This window comes from Burkholderia metallica (assembly GCF_902832845.1).
Lineage (GTDB): Bacteria > Pseudomonadota > Gammaproteobacteria > Burkholderiales > Burkholderiaceae > Burkholderia > Burkholderia metallica.
This window is the reverse complement of the sequence record NZ_CADFDB010000014.1, coordinates 35,492-53,335: the sequence shown is the minus strand read 5'-3', so window position 1 is coordinate 53,335 and position 17,844 is coordinate 35,492. Positions and strand designations below refer to the sequence as shown.

Here is a 17,844-nt window from a genome sequence, read left to right as displayed (position 1 = left end):
TTCGTCCGGCGCGGGTTGCTGTTCTATGTCTAGCGGACGATTATAAACCGGGGTTTCGCCGCATCGGGGCATTTCGTGTTCCCGGCCCCGCGCGGCGCATGGTGCAGCGCCGCACGCGGGTGCGGTGCCGGGGGCCCGGGAGGGCCGTCTAGAAGCCGAGCCAGCGTGCGACGACCGGCCCGAGCACGAAGCCCCACGTCGTCACGCAGGCGAACAGCGCGACCGTCACGGCTGCGCTGCCGAGATCCTTCGCGCGCTTGGAGAGTTCGTGGCGTTCGAGCGAAATGCGGTCGATCGCGGCCTCGACGCTCGAGTTCAGCAGTTCGACGATCAGCACCAGCAGCACCGACGCGATCAGCAGTGCGCGCGATGCGGCCGGTACCGGCGCGAACGCGCCGATCGGCAGCATCAGCGCGGCGAGCGTGAGCTCCTGGCGAAACGCGCTCTCTTCGCGGATTGCGACACGAAAGCCGTTCAGCGAATGCTTGAGCGCATACCACGCGCGCGTGATGCCGCGGTGGCGTTTGTACGGGTTCGGCGGCAGCGGCGTCAGCCGATCGTCGGGGCCGAGCGGTTCGTGCGCGTGCACGTCCGCGGCGTCGGCGTGCGGCTCTTCCTCGTCGAACGGGGCGTACCGTTGCGGCGTGGCGTCGGGGGGCGGGGTCTTGTCGTTCAGGTCTCGTTTCAAACGGCGGCACCTTCGGCTGGCGAGTACGCAGTCTTCGGCAGCGGCTTCAGATGCGACGCGAACTGCTCGGACGCCGCGCGCCACGAGAAGCGTTCGGCCCACGCGCGCGCGGTCGTGCGTTCGATCTTCAGCGCCTCCAGGCAGGCTTCCTGCAGGTCTTCGTGCATCGCGCCGGCGCCGCCTTCTCCGAGCACATCGATCGGGCCCGTCACGGGGTACGCGGCCACCGGCGTGCCGCAGGCGAGCGCCTCGAGCAGCACGAGGCCGAACGTGTCGGTGCGACTCGGGAACACGAACACGTCGGCCGCAGCATACACCTTGGCGAGCTCGGTCTGTGACAGGACGCCGAGATAGTTCGCTTCCGGATAGCGCGACTTCAGTTCCGCGAGCGCGGGGCCTTCGCCCGCGACCCACTTCGAGCCGGGCAGGTCCAGGCGCAGGAACGCCTCGACGTTCTTCTCGATCGCGACGCGGCCCACGTACAGGAAGATCGGCCGCGCGGTATTGAGCACCTTCGATTCCATCGGCCGGAACACGTCGAGGTCGACGCCGCGGGTCCACAGCACGACGTTCGTGAAGCCGAATTTCTCGAGATCGTGCTTGACGACCGGCGTCGGCGCCATCACCGCGAGCGACGGGCCGTGGAACCAGTGCAGGAAGCGGTAGGTCGCGGCGAGCGGGATGCCGAAGCGCGCCTGCACGTATTCCGGAAAGCGCGTGTGGTACGCGGTCGTGTACGGCAACTTGCGCGCGCGCGCATAGCGTCGCGCGGCGAGGCCGAGCGGGCCTTCGGTCGCGATGTGCAGCGCGTCGGGTGCGAACGCATCGATGCGTGCGCGCAGCTTGCGGTACGGCAGGATCGACAGGCGGATCTCGGGGTAGGTCGGGCACGGCACCGTGCGGAATTCCAGCGGCGTCAGCAGTTCGACGCGATGGCCGAGCGCGGTGAGTTCGCGCGCCGTGCTCTTCAGCGTGCGCACGACGCCGTTGACCTGCGGTTCCCACGCATCGGTGACGATCATGATCTTCATCGCGGCTTTGTCCTGTAAGTAAGGGGATGTCAGGCAGTGGCCTTGGCCTTGCGCGACGTGGTCTCCGACGGTGCGGTGCGCATCACCGTCCAGTAGACGATCTTCAGTTCGCCTTCCATCGTTTCGACGAGTGCGGACAGGCTTTCGACCCAGTCGCCGTCGTTGCAGTACAGCACGCCGTCGATGTCGCGGATCTCCGCCTTGTGGATGTGGCCGCACACGACGCCGTCGCAGCCGCGGCGGCGCGCCTCGTCGGTCATCACGGTCTCGAACTGCGAGATGAAATTGACGGCGTTCTTGACCTGGTGCTTCAGGTACTGCGACAGCGACCAGTACTGGAAGCCGAGCCGGCTGCGGATCCGGTTGAACCAGCGGTTCAGCACGAGGATCAGCGTGTAGAGCGTGTCGCCGAGGTACGCGAGCCATTTCGCGTGCTGGATCACGCCATCGAACAGGTCGCCGTGCACGATCCACAAACGTTTGCCTGCGAGTGTCGTGTGGAACGCCTCGCCGCGCACCTGGATGTCGCCGAACGCGAGGTCGCAGAACTGACGCGCCCCTTCGTCGTGGTTGCCGGGGATGTAGACGACCTGCGTGCCCTTGCGTGCCTTGCGCAGAATCTTCTGGACCACGTCGTTGTGCGCCTGCGGCCAGTACCAGCCCTTCTTGAGCTGCCAGCCGTCGATGATGTCGCCGACGAGGTACAGGTACTCCGAATCGTTGTGGCGCAGGAAGTCGAGCAGGTACGACGCCTGGCAGCCGCTGGAGCCGAGGTGGATGTCGGACAGCCAGATGGTGCGGTAGCGATGGGCGGACGAATCGGGGTCCTCATGCTGCGTGGCATGCCCGACCGGCCGTTCTTGCGATATCAGCCCGTCGGTGGCGGCGGAGCCGGACAGGAAGGCGGTTGCGGCGCGGGCGCCGAGCGGGTGACGGAACAGGGAGGTCGCAGACGTTTTCTGGCCCATGCATGACTCGCGCCGGTTGACATTACCGGCATTGCGCCATGCGGGCGTGACTGTGCCGTGACAGTCACGAGACGTTCTTATTACGACCGCTGCAGGGTGTTTAGCAGTGAATGAAAGGGCGTTGTGTAATCTGCCGCACTGAACGGCCGATCGTTGTCCGGAAAGGCTGTCGGGCCGGGCAGGGGGCGCCGCGGCGAGCGGTTTTCGTCAGGAGAATGCGGTGCGTCAGCGTGGCATCGCGACGACGCGCGTGCGTGCGATCCGGTCGTGCGGAAACTGGCGGCCGGCATGCAGCCGGGCGGCGCCGGCCCACACGACGATCCACACGGCGGCAAGCGCGAGCGTGACGGGCACCGACAGGCCGAGCAGCGGATGCAGCGCGAGCGGCGGCAGGAACCACAGCCAGCCGAGCGCATAGCGCACGAGCGCATGGCCCGCGCTCAGCGGCCGGCCGCTCGACGATTCGAGCCGCAGCCGCCAGGTTTTCATCGGCAGCGTCTGGCCGCCGTGCGTCCAGAACCACACGAAGTACGTGCCGACCACGAGCGCGATCCACGCGGCGAGCAGGTTGTGATGGACGAGGCCGTTGCGCTGCTGCGTCGCGAGGCTGAACGCGAGCCCGGCGAAGAACACCACGCCGAACAGCAGCACGCCTTCGTAGAGCAGCGCGGCGAGACGCCGCCGCACGGACGGCGCGACGGCCGGGGTGTCGGGTGCGCGGGCGTTCGCCACGGCCGCTCAGGAACCCTTGAACAGCGAAGGAGCGTCGGCGGGCGACACCGGCGCGACGGCGGCCGGCGCGGACGCGGTGCCGGCCGTCGCCGACGCGGGCACCGGCAGCGCGACGGCGGCCGACGCGGGTGCCGGTGCGGCGGCGCTGCTCGCCGGATGCTCGTGCGAATTGACGAGGCGGCGCACGTCGCGGTCGGCGGCGGTCGGCGGTGCGCTGACGACGCTCGGCCGACGGCGGCGTTCCGCGGCCGCAAGACGTTGCTTCTGCTCTTCGGGGAGTTGCTGGTAGGCCTTCCAGGCGCGCTCGCGCGCCTGCGCGGAAAGCTCCTTCGCGCTCTGGTAGTTCTCGCGCGCGACGCGGCGCTGCTCGGGCGTCATCCTGGCCCATTCGGCCATCCGGTCCTGCAGGCGTTTCTGGTCATCGGGCGTCAACTTCGCGAAACGTGACGCGATCTTCAGCCATTTGCGCTTGCGGGCATCGCTGAAGCCGTCCCACTGGTCGGCGAACGGTGCGAGTGCCGCATGCTGGGCCGGCGTGAGGCGCGCCCACGACAGCGGGCCGGTGGCCGCTGGCAGGGGCAGCGGCAGGGGTAGCGGCGGGAGTTCGGTGGTCAGCCCGGTTGCGGCCGGCGCGGACGCGGCCGGACTGGTGGCCGCGACGGTGGTCGTCGCGGGGGCCGGATGGAATCGTGGGTACGTGGCGACGTAGCAAACGGCGATCGCGATGACGCATCCGAAAAATACGGCCAGGCCGCGCTTCTGACTCACCCGTGCGATCCCCTCGTTATTGTCTGTTAGTGAGCGCGCGACAGATACGCGTTGAACCCGTGATCGAGATACGCGTTGAGCGGCAGGTCGTCGCTGAGCATCGCCGCGTCGATGTCGGCGAGTTCGGCGGTGCGCTGCATGTCTTCCCAGTACGCGATGCCGACCAGCCCCGCGAGCAGCAGCGCCAGCGGCCACGCGCGCAGCAGGCGGCGCGCGAACGACGCCTGCGGGCGGCCCGCGGGCGTCGTCCCGTACGCACCAGCCGCGCCGGCGAAGGCCGGCACGAACACCGGCGCGGTCGCGGCTTCGGGCTTCTTGCGCGCGAGCGCGGCCCGGCGTGCGACGGCCAGACGGTCGGTGGTCGCGGCGGGCAGGGCGGCCGCGCGCTCGTCCAGCGCGCGGCGCACCTTCAGCGCGAATTCGTGTTCTCGATTTGCGGGAGCGGAGCTCATAGCGTGATTCCTTTGGCCTTGAGCGCGTGCGCCAGCGCGTGGGTGGCACGTGAGCAGTGCGTCTTGACGCTCCCTTCGGAGCACCCCATTGCGGCGGCAGTCTCGGCGACATCCATATCTTCCCAATAACGCATCAGGAACGCTTCCCGTTGACGCGCCGGAAGTTTCTGGATTTCTTCGTCGATCAGGGCCAGAACCTGCTCTCGTTCGAGGCGGTGCTCGCTGCTTTCGACGCCCGCGTTGTCGTCCGCGGATTCGAGTGTTTCGAGCGGATCGAAGTCGTCGTCGTCGGTGCTGTTCAGCGACGAGAAGAGCGTGACCCACGTGTTGCGGACTTTCTGCCGGCGAAACCAGTCGTGGATCGCGTTCTGCAGGATCCGCTGAAAAAGCAGCGGCAGCTCGGCCGCCGGCCGGTCGCCGTATTTCTCCGCGAGCTTGATCATCGCGTCCTGCACGATGTCGAGCGACGCATCGTCGTCACGCACGGCGTACGCAGCCTGCTTGAACGCGCGCCTTTCGACGCCCGCCAGAAAGTCGGCGAGTTCCTTGTCTGATGCCATTCCGTGAAGGTATGCGCTGCGGACCGCTGCGTGGTGTAAAAGGGCGAAAAATTTCGTAAAACCCGCGGATGCTATCAAATTTTCGCGCCGCTTGGCACCGGGTCGGGCGCCGCACGTTGCGCGCGAGCCGCGACGGCGGGGTGCCGGGCGGCGCCCATGATGCGCTGCGGGATATTTTGCTTGACGACCCATTCGCGACCCGCTATCGTCAACGATTCGCAACATGAAGTGATGGTCTCATTTGAGGCTGGCCCAAGAAGCCTGCCCTTCAACTGGACGCGCCGCTTGAACCCGAGCCACAAGCCCGGCAGAGAGCACCCGATCAATTTTTTGCCGAAAATTCGAAAGGTCAAAATGAACATGCCCAGCGCGGAATTCTCCACGTCGGAACCCCTTTCCCCTCCCGATAGCGACTCCATCGGCGGCACCGTGCTCATGAAGGCACTGGCCGATGAAAACGTCGAATTCATCTGGGGCTACCCCGGCGGCTCGGTACTCTACATCTACGACGAGCTTTACAAGCAGGACAAGATTCAGCACGTGCTGGTGCGCCACGAACAGGCGGCCGTGCACGCAGCCGATGCGTATGCGCGTTCCACCGGCAATGTCGGCGTCTGTCTCGTGACGTCCGGCCCCGGTGTCACCAACGCGGTGACCGGCATCGCAACGGCGTACATGGATTCGATCCCGATGGTCGTGATCAGCGGCCAGGTGCCCACCGCCGCGATCGGCCAGGACGCATTCCAGGAGTGCGACACCGTCGGCATCACGCGTCCGTGCGTGAAGCACAACTTCCTCGTGAAAGACGTGCGCGACCTCGCGGAAACCGTCAAGAAGGCGTTTTACATCGCCCGCACCGGCCGTCCGGGCCCGGTGCTGATCGACATCCCGAAGGACATCTCGAAGACGCCGTGCCAGTACGAGCCCGTCAAGAACGTGTCGCTGCGTTCGTACAACCCGGTCACGAAGGGCCATTCGGGCCAGATCCGCAAGGCCGTGTCGCTGCTGCTCACGGCGAAGCGTCCGTACATCTACACGGGTGGCGGCATCATCCTCGCCGACGCGTCGCGTGAGCTGAACCAGTTCGCGGACCTGCTCGGCTATCCGGTCACGAACACGCTGATGGGTCTCGGCGGCTATCGCGCGTCGGACAAGAAATTCCTCGGCATGCTCGGCATGCACGGCACGTACGAAGCGAACATGGCGATGCAGCACTGCGACGTGCTGATCGCAATCGGCGCCCGCTTCGACGACCGCGTGATCGGCGATCCGGCGCACTTCGCGTCGCGTCCGCGCAAGATCATCCACATCGACATCGACCCGTCGTCGATCTCGAAGCGTGTGAAGGTCGACATCCCGATCGTCGGCGACGTGAAGGAAGTGCTGAAGGAGCTAATCGAGCAGTTGCAGACGGCCGAGCACGGCCCCGACACCGACGCGCTCGCGCAATGGTGGAAGGACATCGAGGGCTGGCGCGCCAAGGACTGCCTGAAGTACGACCGCGAAAGCGAGATCATCAAGCCGCAGTACGTGGTGGAGAAGGCATGGGAGCTGACGGACGGCAATGCGTTCGTGTGCTCGGACGTCGGCCAGCACCAGATGTGGGCGGCGCAGTTCTACCGTTTCAACAAGCCGCGTCGCTGGATCAATTCCGGCGGCCTCGGCACGATGGGCTTCGGCCTGCCGGCAGCGATGGGCGTCAAGATGGCGCACCCGGACGACGACGTGCTGTGCATCACGGGCGAAGGCTCGATCCAGATGTGCATCCAGGAACTGTCGACCTGCCTGCAGTACGACACGCCCGTGAAGATCATTTCGCTGAACAACCGCTATCTCGGCATGGTTCGCCAGTGGCAGCAGATCGAATACAGCAAGCGCTATTCGCATTCGTACATGGATGCGCTGCCTGATTTCGTGAAGCTCGCCGAAGCGTACGGCCATGTCGGCATGCGGATCGAAAAGACTTCGGATGTGGAGCCGGCGCTGAAGGAAGCGCTGCGCCTGAAGGACCGCACCGTGTTTCTCGACTTCCAGACCGATCCGACCGAAAACGTCTGGCCGATGGTACAGGCCGGCAAGGGCATCACCGAGATGCTGCTCGGATCGGAAGATCTGTAACGGCGCGACGCGCGCCCGGCCCGAGGCGGCCGCCTTCACGAAGGGCGGTGCGGCACGCGGCGGCGCGCGGCGCGAGTGAATCGACACGGCACATTCTGGAAGAAGCGAACATGAGACACATCATTTCCGTCCTGCTGGAGAACGAACCGGGCGCGCTGTCGCGCGTGGTCGGTCTGTTTTCCGCACGCGGCTACAACATCGAAACCTTGACGGTGGCGCCGACCGAAGACCAATCGCTGTCGCGGCTCACCATCGTTTCCATCGGCTCCGACGACGTGATCGAACAGATCACGAAGCATCTGAACCGCCTGATCGAGGTGGTGAAAGTGGTGGACCTGACCGACGGTGCACACATCGAACGCGAGCTGATGCTGATCAAGGTACGTGCAGTGGGCAAGGAGCGCGAAGAAATGAAGCGGATGGCGGACATTTTCCGCGGCCGCATCATCGACGTGACCGAAAAGACCTACACGATCGAATTGACGGGCGCGAGCGACAAGCTCGACGCATTCATCCAGGGGCTGGACGCGGGCGCGATCCTAGAGACCGTGCGCACCGGCAGCTCCGGCATCGGACGCGGCGAGCGCATCCTGAAGGTGTGATGCCAGACAGGCACGCCGGGTGCGCCGTCATGTCCCGGCCCGCAGTACTCCATTTGAACGAATTGTTGAATTTTTGAATTAGCGAAGGAACCCATCATGAACGTTTTCTACGACAAAGACGCTGACCTCTCCCTCATCAAGGGCAAGCAAGTCACGATCATCGGCTACGGCTCGCAAGGCCATGCACACGCGCTGAACCTGAAGGACAGCGGCGTGAACGTGACGGTCGGCCTGCGCAAGGGCGGCGCGTCGTGGAGCAAGGCCGAAAACGCCGGCCTGTCGGTCAAGGAAGTCGCGGAAGCGGTGAAGGGCGCCGACGTCGTGATGATGCTGCTGCCGGACGAGCAGATCGCCGACGTGTACGCGAAGGAAGTGCACGAGAACATCAAGCAGGGTTCGGCACTGGCATTCGCACACGGCTTCAACGTCCACTACGGCGCGGTGATCCCGCGCGCCGACCTGGACGTGATCATGATCGCGCCGAAGGCACCGGGCCACACCGTGCGCGGCACGTACTCGCAAGGTGGCGGCGTGCCGCACCTGATCGCGGTTGCGCAGAACAAGTCGGGCGCGGCACGCGACATCGCGCTGTCGTACGCGGCGGCGAACGGCGGCGGCCGTGCGGGCATCATCGAAACCAACTTCCGTGAAGAAACCGAAACCGACCTGTTCGGCGAGCAGGCCGTGCTGTGCGGCGGTACCGTCGAGCTGATCAAGGCAGGTTTCGAGACGCTGGTCGAAGCGGGCTACGCGCCGGAAATGGCGTACTTCGAGTGCCTGCACGAACTGAAGCTGATCGTCGACCTGATCTACGAAGGCGGCATCGCGAACATGAACTACTCGATCTCGAACAACGCCGAGTACGGCGAGTACGTGACGGGTCCGCGTATCGTCACGGAAGAGACGAAGAAGGCGATGAAGCAGTGCCTGACCGACATCCAGACGGGCGAGTACGCGAAGAGCTTCATCCTCGAGAACAAGGCAGGCGCGCCGACGCTGCAGTCGCGCCGCCGCCTGACGGCCGAGCACCAGATCGAGCAGGTCGGTGCGAAGCTGCGCGCGATGATGCCGTGGATCGCGAAGAACAAGCTCGTCGACCAGACGAAGAACTAAGCACCGCGTGCTGTTCCGGCCCTTCGAGTGGAGGGTCGGCATCAAAAAGCCGTCCGAAGGCAGCAGTGCCCCGGGCGGCTTTTGTTATGCTACGGGCTTTGCAATTCACCGAACACAGAACGAATCCATGAACTATCCTCATCCGATCATCGCGCGCGAAGGCTGGCCGTTCATCGCGATTGCAGCCGTCATCGCGTTGTTGATCCATGCCGTCGGGGGCTTCGGCTTCGCGTGGCCGTTCTGGCTGCTGCTCGTCTTCGTCGTCCAGTTCTTCCGCGATCCGCAGCGCCCGATTCCGGCGCAGCCGAACGCGGTGCTGTGCCCGGCGGACGGCCGCATCGTCGCGGTCGAGACCGCGCAGGACCCGTACGCGAACCGCGAAGCGCTGAAGATCAGCGTGTTCATGAATGTCTTCAACGTCCATTCGCAGCGTTCGCCGGTCGACGGCGCGATCTCCAAGGTCGAATACTTCCCGGGCGCGTTCCTGAACGCGGCGATCGACAAGGCGTCGACCGAGAACGAACGCAATGCGGTCGTGATCCAGACGGCGAGCGGCAAGACCGTGACCGCCGTGCAGATCGCAGGCCTCGTCGCACGCCGGATTCTCTGCTACGTGCGCGCCGGCGAGCCGCTGTCGCGCGGCCAGCGTTACGGTTTCATCCGCTTCGGTTCGCGCGTCGACGTGTACCTGCCGCTCGGCAGCCGCGCGAAGGTGTCGATCGGCGAGAAGGTCTACGCGTCGTCGACGATCCTCGCCGAACTCGAACAGTAAGCGGCGAGGCGCACGATGGCCGCATTCAAACCGCGTCGGCCGCGCAACGGCGCCGGCCAGACGCCACGCCCGTTCCGCCGCAACAAGGTGATGGCGTCCGATCAGGCACCGCTCGAGAGCCGCCGCGCCGCGCGCCAGCGGTTCCTGAAGACGCGCGGCATCTACCTGCTGCCGAACGCGTTTACGACCGCCGCGCTGTTCTGCGGCTTCTTCGCGGTCGTGCAGGCGATGAACGTCCGCTTCGAGATCGCCGCGATCGCGATTTTCGTCGCGATGGTGCTCGATGGCATGGACGGGCGCGTCGCGCGCATGACGCACACGCAGAGCGCGTTCGGCGAGCAGTTCGACAGCCTGTCGGACATGGTTTCATTCGGCGTCGCGCCCGCGCTCGTGATGTACGAGTGGGTGCTGAAGGATCTCGGCCGCTGGGGCTGGCTCGCCGCGTTCGTCTACTGCTCGGGCGCCGCGCTGCGCCTCGCGCGCTTCAACACGAACATCGGCGTGGTCGACAAGCGCTTCTTCCAGGGGCTGCCGAGCCCGGCCGCCGCCGCGCTGATCGCCGGCTTCGTGTGGCTCGCCACCGACAACCGCGTGCCGATGAAGCTCGGCTGGCTGCCGTGGGTCGCGTTCGTGCTGACGATCTATGCGGGCGTGACGATGGTGTCGAATGCGCCGTTCTACAGCGGCAAGGCGCTCGACGTGCGTCACCGCGTGCCGTTCGCGGCCATCCTGCTGGTCGTCGTCGCGTTCGTGCTGGTGTCGTCCGACCCGCCGTTGATGCTGTTCTGCCTGTTCGTGCTGTACGGGCTGTCCGGCTACGTGTTCTGGGCCTACATGGCCATCCGCGGGCGCGCGAATCCGGCGCGCTCGTCGCAGCGCGATCACTGACGCGCGTTTTTTTGCCCGGAAACGGCGGCCTGCGGGCCGCCGTTTTCATGTGTCCCCGGTTCGAGCCGGGCCGCCGGAAACCCGGGCGCCGTCCGATTGCGCACCCAGCGGAATGCCGCTATAGTCACCGGCATGACCGCATCGTCCCGCCTCTCCCTCCTTCTAGCCGGCGCGCCGCTACGTGCGCTAGCTTCGGCGCGCCTGCCGCGCTGACCGTTCCCGCCCTCCGTCAAGCCTCGTCTGTTGTTGAGCGTCGCCAGCGGTGGCGCGATCTCGTTACGTTTGACTTCCGTATAAAAAGCCCTGGAGCCCCCCATGACAGACAAGCTGATCATTTTCGATACGACGTTGCGTGACGGCGAACAATCGCCCGGCGCGTCGATGACGAAGGAAGAGAAAATCCGCATCGCGAAGCATCTCGAGCGGATGAAGGTCGACGTGATCGAGGCCGGCTTCGCGGCCAGCTCGAACGGCGATTTCGACGCGATCCACACGATCGCAGGTCTCGTGAAGGACAGCACGATCTGCTCGCTGGCGCGCGCCAACGACAAGGACATCCAGCGTGCAGCCGACGCGCTGAAGCCGGCCGAAAGCTTCCGGATTCACACGTTCATCGCGACGTCGCCGCTGCACATGGAAAAGAAGCTGCGGATGACCCCCGACCAGGTGTTCGAGCAGGCGCGCCTCGCGGTGCGCTTCGCGCGCAAGTTCACCGACAACGTCGAATTCTCGCCGGAAGACGGCAGCCGCTCCGACATGGATTTCCTCTGCCGCGTGCTGGAAGCCGTGATCGCAGAAGGCGCGACGACGATCAACATCGCCGACACGGTCGGCTACGGCGTGCCGGAGCTGTACGGCAACCTCGTGAAGACGCTGCGCGAGCGCATTCCGAACTCGGACAAGGCGATCTTCTCGGTGCACTGCCACAACGACCTCGGGATGGCGGTGGCGAACTCGCTCGCCGGCGTGAAGATCGGCGGTGCGCGTCAGGTCGAATGCACGATCAACGGTCTCGGCGAGCGCGCGGGCAACACGTCGCTCGAAGAAATCGTGATGGCCGTGAAGACGCGCAAGGACTACTTCGGTCTCGACGTCGGTGTCGACACGTCGCAGATCGTGCCGACGTCGAAGCTCGTGTCGCAGATCACCGGTTTCGTCGTGCAGCCGAACAAGGCGGTGGTCGGCGCGAACGCGTTCGCGCACGCGTCGGGCATCCACCAGGACGGCGTGCTGAAGGCGCGCGACACCTACGAGATCATGCGCGCGGAAGACGTGGGCTGGACCGCGAACAAGATCGTGCTCGGCAAGCTGTCGGGCCGTAATGCGTTCAAGCAGCGCCTGCAGGAGCTCGGCGTGTCGCTCGACAGCGAGACCGAACTGAACACCGCGTTCATGCGCTTCAAGGATCTGGCCGACCGCAAGGCCGAGATCTTCGACGAGGACATCATCGCGATCGTGTCCGAGGAATCGGCGTTCGCGCACGAGCAGGAGCACTTCAAGTTCGTGTCGCTGTCGCAGCACTCGGAAACGGGCGAGCAGCCGCACGCGAAGGTCGTGTTCGGGGTCGAAGGCAAGGAAGTGACCGGCGAGGCGCGCGGCAACGGTCCGGTCGATGCGACGTTCAATGCGATCGAGAGCGAAGTCGGCAGCGGTTCCGAGCTGCTGCTGTACTCGGTGAACGCGATCACGACCGGTACGCAGGCGCAGGGCGAAGTGACCGTCCGGCTGTCGAAGAGCGGGCGGATCGTCAACGGCGTCGGCACCGATCCGGACATCGTCGCCGCATCCGCGAAGGCGTACATCTCCGCGCTGAACAAGCTGCATTCGAAGGACGACAAGCTCAACCCGCAGCGCTCGTAAGCGCCGCGCGCCGCGCAGTAACGAAACGCCCCGTGCGGCCTTGCGCCGCCGGGGCGTTTTTTCATTCGGCGCTCATCCGCCGCTCATTCGGCGGCCGGTGCACGGAACAGCCACCGGCGCGTAGCGGGGCGCGGCGCCGGGCTGCGCCGGCGGAACTCGACCGCGATCCCGCGCCGCGGCGCATCGGCGACGAACGCGTCGAGCAGTTCGAGTACGTCGTGATCGATGTAGTCGGCGCGCGTCGCGTCGATGATCACCGCCGCGCGGTCCGGAATGTGCCGCAGGTGATGCTTCACCTGCACCTTGCCGAGAAACGACACGTCCTTGCGGAACGACAGCAGGAAGTGGTCGTCGTGCTGCGCGAGCGTGACGGGGCTTTTCAGGTTCGCGACGGCGACGGCCAGCACGCTGCACGCGAGACCCAGCGCGATGCCGAACAGCAGGTCGACCGAGAGTACGCCGATGATCGTCGCGGCGAACGGCACGAAGGCGGCCGGCCCCTGTTTCATCACCGAGCGGAACAGCGCCGGTTTCGCGAGCTTGAAGCCGGTGTGGATCAGGATCGCGGCCAGGCTCGCGAGCGGGATCAGGTTGATCAGGCCGGTGAGCGCGAACACGCTCGCGAGCAGCAGCATCCCGTGCACGATCGCCGACATCCGGCTTTGCGCGCCCGCATGGACGTTCACCGAGCTGCGCACGATCACCGACGTGATCGGCAGCCCGCCGACCGCACCCGCGACCAGATTGCCGACGCCCTGGGCCTTGAGCTCGCGATCGGGCTGGGTCGGCCGGCGCTTCGGGTCGATCTGCTCGACCGCTTCGAGGCTCAGCAGCGTTTCGAGGCTGGCGACGACCGCGAGCGTGATCGCGACGCGCCACACGTCCGGATTGACGAGCTGCGCGAAGTTCGGCCCCAGCTCCGCATGCTTGAGCGACGCCGCGAAGGCCGCGAACGAGCCGAGTTCGGGCAGCGTCACGCGATGGGCGGCACCCGGCGCGACCGACGGTGCGACGGCGCTCAGTACGAGCGTGGCGCCGATGCCGAGCACGACCACCGCGAGCGGCGCCGGCACGGCGCGCACCAGTGCGAAGCGGCGCAGCGCGGGCGTGCCCCATGCGACCAGCAGCGCGAGCGAGGCGAGCGCGACGGCCGTCGCGGCCCACGCGACCGGCAGGCCCGGCCAGTTCGCAAACGATTGCGCGGCCGTGCCGCCGATCCCGAACGCGAACGGAATCTGCTTCACGATCAGCAGCAGGCCGATCGCGGCGAGCATGCCCTTGATGACGGGCGACGGCACATACGCGGCGAAGCGGCCGGCGCGCAGCATGCCGAATCCGAACTGCAGCACGCCGGACAGCAGGACCGCGAGCAGGAACGCGGAGAAGCTGCCGAGTTGCGCGATCCCTTCGACGACGATCACGACGAGGCCGGCGGCCGGCCCGCTGACGGACAACGACGAGCCGCTCAGCAGCGCGACGACGATGCCGCCGACGATGCCCGACACGAGCCCGGCGAACGGTTCGACGCCGGAGGCGTTGGCGATGCCGAGACAGAGCGGCAGCGCGACGAGAAAGACGACGACGCCGGCGACGATGTCGCGCGGCAGGGTGGACAGGCGCGGGTTCAGTTTCATGGTTGGGGCGATTTCATTGGCGTTGGGGCGGGGATGAATCAGCCGAGCGCGGCGGCGGTTGCGGCCGGCGCCGGTTCGACGTCGGCGGACTGCGCCGCGTAGCCGGAATCGAGTTCCAGCAGGCGGCCGTCGGCGAGCGAAAAGATCCAGCCATGCACGAGCGGCGGCCGTTCGCGGCCGCGCACGATCGGCGATGCGCGCAGCAGTCGTACTTGCTCGAGTACGTTCAGCTCGGCGAGGCGGTCGGCGGCGGCCGTGTCGTCGAGCCCGTCGAGCGTGTCGCGATGGCGGCGCGCGAGTGCGCAGAGCGGCGCGATGCGGCGCGCGACGTGCGGCAGGTCGGACGGCGGCGGCAGCAGCGACGCGCGCACGCCGCCGCACCCGTAGTGCCCGCACACGATCACGTGATCGACCTTCAGCACGCGCACCGCGTACTCGAGCACGCTGGCGGAATTGTCGTCATCGGGATGGAACAGGTTCGCGATGTTGCGGTGGACGAACAGTTCGCCGGGCGCGCAATGCGTGATGGTTTCGGCCGGCACGCGGCTGTCGGCGCAGCCGATCCACAGCACGCGCGGGTTCTGGCCGCGCGCGAGCGCGTCGAAGAAGCCGGGCGTGTGTTCGCGCGTTTCGCGGGCCCAGGCGATGTTGGCAACCAGCATGCTCTTGGGGCGATTCATGAGGACTCCTTTTTGATAAAACCAAACGAATATCGGTGGAAATGACGCGATGTCATGCTTTCTAAATTGAAAGGTTCGATTTCGACTGATATTAGGGGTATGCCCTAGCGCTTCGGGTATGTTGAAACAAATTGTTTCAAATTGGCTTCGCGCAGTGCATTGCATGCACCAATTCGCCGCATGACATGCATCGCGCATGCCTGTTTCCGCGCGCAGGCCCGCATGACGGGGATGTCAGCGGAATGCCATCGGCAAGTTAACGATCGGAAAAGATTTCCGCCGTATTCGCCGAACGATTGGAAAATCGGGAAAAAGGAAAATGGCCATTCACGCAATGATGCGTGAATGGCCATCGTGATAATTGCGTGTAAATGCGTAATGGGTCAGAACAGGTTGCGGCGATCGGGGTCGTGCAGCGGGTCCGGCGTTTTCTGCGTGATGCGCAGGATGCCCTGCGGATCGAAGTAGAAGCTGTACATCATGTACCAGACGTTGTCCTCGAGATACCGGTAGGTCCACACCTCGCGCTTCATCAGCGGGAAGTAGGACGTCTCGACGGGGCGTCCGAAGTTGACGAGCACGTCGGTCTTCGTCCATTTGCCGATCTCCGCGCGATAGAACTCGCTCGGCTGCAGCACCTGGCGCACGTTGACGATCTTGTGGGCCGCGTCGACGTCGGCCGCGACGGTGATTTCGCCCATCGGCTGGGTCGGCCACATCAGGCGCTTGCCGCCGCCGGGCAGGTCGTAGATCTCGCGCGGCGGGCCCATGCGCGCGACGATCGCCGACTCGTCCTGGCCGGCCTGGTATTGCTGCCACGGTTGCGCGCAACCGGCCAGCAGCGCAGCGGCGCCGGCGGCCAGCACCGGCAGGCGCGCGGAAATGCGAATGCGCATGGGATTCTCCAGAACACGGAAACAGGTCCCGTTTTATCACGGACGGCGCGTGATCGCGCATCGTCCGGAAAAAATCGGTGCGGATCGCCGGCGCGCTCGCGCTTGCGGGCGGCGGGGGCGCCGGCCTATGATCCGCGCTTCTCGGGCAGATTGAAGGGCAGGTGGCCGATGCAGGGGTGGAAGCGGTGCGCGCTCGCGTTGAGCGCGGGGTGGATGCTGGTGTCGTCCGCGTTTGCCGGCGGCGAGCCGGTGCGGATCGCGCTGATCGAAGGAATGTCGGGCCCGTTCGCGAATGCGGGCGCGGCGGTCGAGCGCAACCTGCGCTTCGGCGTCGAGCAGGTCAACGCCGCGGGCGGCGTGAAACTGCGCGACGGCGCGCATCCGCTCGAACTGGTGGTGCTCGACAGCAAGGGCAGCCCCGAGGAGGCGCTCGTGCAGCTGCGCGCGGCCGCGGACCGCCATATCGGGTTCGTCGCGCAGGGCAACAGCTCGGCCGTCGCGGCCGCGCTCGTCGCGGCGCTCGACAAGCTGAACGCGCGCGATCCGGACAACCGGATGCTGTTCCTCAACTATTCGGCCGACGATCCGGCGCTGACCGGCGCGCGCTGCAGTTTCTGGCATTTCCGTTTCGATGCGCATGCGGGCATGCGGATGGCCGCACTCGCGGACGTGATGGCGCGCGATCGCGCGCTGCGCAAGGTGTACCTGCTGAACCAGGACTACAGCTTCGGCCACGACGTCAGCACGCTGGCGCGCCAGGCGCTGGCCGCGCGGCGCCCGGACGTGACGATCGCGGGCGACGAATTCCACCCGATCGGCCGGATCAAGGATTTCTCTCCGTACATCGCGAAGATCCGCGCGAGCGGCGCCGACGCCGTCGTGACCGGCAACTGGGGCAACGATCTCACGTTGCTCGTGAAGGCGGCGCGCGAGCAGGGGCTGAACACGACGTTCTACACGTTCTACGGCAACAGCCTCGGCGCGCCGGCGGCACTCGGCGATGCCGGTGTCGGGCGGGTCGTGGCCGTGGCGGACTGGCACCCGAACGCGGGCGGCGCGAAATCCGACGCGTTCTACCGTGCGTTCCGGAACCGTTTTCCGGCCGCGCAGGACGACTATCCGGTGCGGCGGATGAGCCTGATGGTCGAAATGCTGGCCGCGGCGATGAACCGCGCGGGTTCGGCCGACCCCGTCGCGGTCGCGCGTGCGCTCGAGGGCCTGTCGTTCGACGACGGCTTCCACGCGTCGCGGATGCGCGCGCAGGATCATCAGCTGATCCAGCCCCTTTACGTGATGGAGATGGACAAGGTCGGCACGCCGGGCGTGCGCTTCGACAACGAAGGGTCGGGCTACGGCTTCCGCACGGTGCTCGCGGTGCCGGCGCGGCGCACGGAGATGCCGTCCACGTGCTCGATGACGCGCCCGTGACAGGGGCGGCAAGAACGGCGCGGAGTTGTGCTACAATGCGCGCCGGTTGTAAGTCACGGCACGGCCATTCTTCCGTGTCCGCCTGTTCAGTTAGCAAGTAGGAATCAAAGGAAATCACATGTCTGTTGCAGATATCAAGAAGTCGGAAGTCGTTGCTCAGTTCGCCCGCGGTACCAACGACACGGGGTCGCCCGAAGTCCAGGTCGCACTGCTGACCGCACGTATCGTCGAACTGACGGGTCACTTCAAGACCCACGCGAAGGATCACCACAGCCGCCGCGGCCTGCTGCGCATGGTGAGCCGCCGCCGCAAGCTGCTCGACTACCTCAAGGGCAAGGATGCCGACCGTTACCGCGCACTGATCGAGAAGCTGGGTCTGCGTAAGTAATCGAGGCGATTGCCGCCAGCAAGATGCCTGTGTCAGTCCGCTGATACAGGCATTTTGTTTTTGCGCGGTGCGTAGCGTCACACGCACCGCAGGCTGTCCGGCACGTACGTGCGGGGCCGCCGCAACGACTGATACCGGGGTGGGGTTTGTGTCATTCCAGCGCGACGCTGCACGAGCGCTGCGCTGGAATGGCATAAAAAACACACCTTGCTCCGGGTGATTCGGTCGGGACGCCGCCGCGCGGGATGGCCGGCGCGGCGAATGAA

General features: G+C 66.1%; 19 protein-coding genes. 8 read left to right on the top strand and 11 right to left on the bottom strand.

Going from position 1 to position 17,844, the window contains the following annotated elements; all coding sequences use genetic code 11:
• Nucleotides 1-148: 148 nt before the first annotated feature.
• From HWX08_RS29915 to HWX08_RS29880, 8 genes are all read right to left on the bottom strand, one after another.
• Entirely contained in the window at nt 149-688 is a 540-nt protein-coding gene (locus HWX08_RS29915) for a diacylglycerol kinase (RefSeq protein ID WP_174921201.1), read from the bottom strand.
• Nucleotides 685-1,719 carry a glycosyltransferase family 4 protein gene (locus tag HWX08_RS29910; RefSeq protein ID WP_069257201.1) on the bottom strand — a complete coding sequence of 345 codons (1,035 nt, stop codon included), beginning with the start codon at nt 1,717-1,719 and terminating at the stop codon, nt 685-687. The genes HWX08_RS29915 and HWX08_RS29910 overlap by 4 nt, the downstream gene beginning before the upstream one ends.
• 29 nt (nt 1,720-1,748) lie before the next feature.
• The gene (locus HWX08_RS29905; RefSeq protein WP_174921202.1) at nt 1,749-2,687 is read right to left on the bottom strand and encodes a UDP-2,3-diacylglucosamine diphosphatase; all 939 of its coding nucleotides are present in this window, start codon (nt 2,685-2,687) and stop codon (nt 1,749-1,751) included.
• A gap of 225 nt (nt 2,688-2,912) precedes the next feature.
• On the bottom strand, nt 2,913-3,419 hold the full coding sequence (locus HWX08_RS29900; protein WP_069257199.1) for an RDD family protein: 507 nt from the start codon (nt 3,417-3,419) through the stop codon (nt 2,913-2,915).
• A gap of 6 nt (nt 3,420-3,425) precedes the next feature.
• A complete protein-coding gene (locus HWX08_RS29895) occupies nt 3,426-4,187 on the bottom strand; it encodes a DUF3106 domain-containing protein (RefSeq protein WP_069257198.1) in 762 nt (253 codons plus the stop codon).
• Between the two features lie 26 nt (nt 4,188-4,213).
• A complete protein-coding gene (locus HWX08_RS29890) occupies nt 4,214-4,639 on the bottom strand; it encodes a DUF3619 family protein (RefSeq protein WP_107311422.1) in 426 nt (141 codons plus the stop codon).
• A complete protein-coding gene (locus HWX08_RS29885; protein ID WP_069257196.1) occupies nt 4,636-5,199 on the bottom strand; it encodes an RNA polymerase sigma factor in 564 nt (187 codons plus the stop codon). The genes HWX08_RS29890 and HWX08_RS29885 overlap by 4 nt, the downstream gene beginning before the upstream one ends.
• Before the next feature lie 74 nt (nt 5,200-5,273).
• A complete protein-coding gene (locus tag HWX08_RS29880) occupies nt 5,274-5,636 on the bottom strand; it encodes a hypothetical protein (protein ID WP_174921166.1) in 363 nt (120 codons plus the stop codon).
• Here HWX08_RS29880 and HWX08_RS29875 point away from each other — a divergent pair.
• From HWX08_RS29875 to HWX08_RS29850, 6 genes are all read left to right on the top strand, one after another.
• Complete coding sequence (locus tag HWX08_RS29875) at nt 5,554-7,317, top strand: acetolactate synthase 3 catalytic subunit (protein ID WP_069257195.1); 1,764 nt, start codon at nt 5,554-5,556, stop codon at nt 7,315-7,317. The genes HWX08_RS29880 and HWX08_RS29875 overlap by 83 nt on opposite strands.
• Nucleotides 7,318-7,427: 110 nt before the next feature.
• Nucleotides 7,428-7,919, top strand: coding sequence for an acetolactate synthase small subunit (gene ilvN / locus HWX08_RS29870; RefSeq protein ID WP_011352712.1), 492 nt, complete (start codon nt 7,428-7,430; stop codon nt 7,917-7,919).
• 96 nt (nt 7,920-8,015) lie between these two features.
• Entirely contained in the window at nt 8,016-9,032 is a 1,017-nt protein-coding gene (gene ilvC, locus HWX08_RS29865) for a ketol-acid reductoisomerase (protein ID WP_021162800.1), read from the top strand.
• A 127-nt stretch (nt 9,033-9,159) separates the two neighbouring features.
• A complete protein-coding gene (locus tag HWX08_RS29860; protein WP_011352710.1) occupies nt 9,160-9,804 on the top strand; it encodes a phosphatidylserine decarboxylase in 645 nt (214 codons plus the stop codon).
• 15 nt (nt 9,805-9,819) lie between these two features.
• Nucleotides 9,820-10,692 (top strand): CDP-diacylglycerol--serine O-phosphatidyltransferase, encoded by an 873-nt coding sequence (gene pssA / locus HWX08_RS29855; protein ID WP_069257194.1) that lies wholly within the window; start codon nt 9,820-9,822, stop codon nt 10,690-10,692.
• A 315-nt stretch (nt 10,693-11,007) separates the two neighbouring features.
• Complete coding sequence (locus HWX08_RS29850; RefSeq protein ID WP_069257193.1) at nt 11,008-12,552, top strand: 2-isopropylmalate synthase; 1,545 nt, start codon at nt 11,008-11,010, stop codon at nt 12,550-12,552.
• Nucleotides 12,553-12,635: 83 nt separating this feature from the next.
• Here the strand turns inward: HWX08_RS29850 and HWX08_RS29845 are convergent, their stop codons facing one another.
• From HWX08_RS29845 to HWX08_RS29835, 3 genes are all read right to left on the bottom strand, one after another.
• A complete protein-coding gene (locus HWX08_RS29845; RefSeq protein ID WP_174921203.1) occupies nt 12,636-14,186 on the bottom strand; it encodes a SulP family inorganic anion transporter in 1,551 nt (516 codons plus the stop codon).
• A gap of 38 nt (nt 14,187-14,224) precedes the next feature.
• Nucleotides 14,225-14,866 carry a carbonic anhydrase gene (locus tag HWX08_RS29840; protein ID WP_174921204.1) on the bottom strand — a complete coding sequence of 214 codons (642 nt, stop codon included), beginning with the start codon at nt 14,864-14,866 and terminating at the stop codon, nt 14,225-14,227.
• Between the two features lie 383 nt (nt 14,867-15,249).
• Nucleotides 15,250-15,762, bottom strand: a complete 513-nt coding sequence (locus HWX08_RS29835; protein WP_107311424.1) for a hypothetical protein — start codon at nt 15,760-15,762, stop codon at nt 15,250-15,252.
• Between the two features lie 168 nt (nt 15,763-15,930).
• Here HWX08_RS29835 and HWX08_RS29830 point away from each other — a divergent pair, with 168 nt between their 5' ends.
• Together HWX08_RS29830 and rpsO are read left to right on the top strand one after the other, a co-directional pair.
• Entirely contained in the window at nt 15,931-17,190 is a 1,260-nt protein-coding gene (locus HWX08_RS29830) for a branched-chain amino acid ABC transporter substrate-binding protein (RefSeq protein ID WP_174921205.1), read from the top strand.
• Nucleotides 17,191-17,308: 118 nt separating this feature from the next.
• The gene (gene rpsO / locus HWX08_RS29825) at nt 17,309-17,578 is read left to right on the top strand and encodes a 30S ribosomal protein S15 (protein ID WP_006398792.1); all 270 of its coding nucleotides are present in this window, start codon (nt 17,309-17,311) and stop codon (nt 17,576-17,578) included.
• Nucleotides 17,579-17,844: the final 266 nt, after the last annotated feature.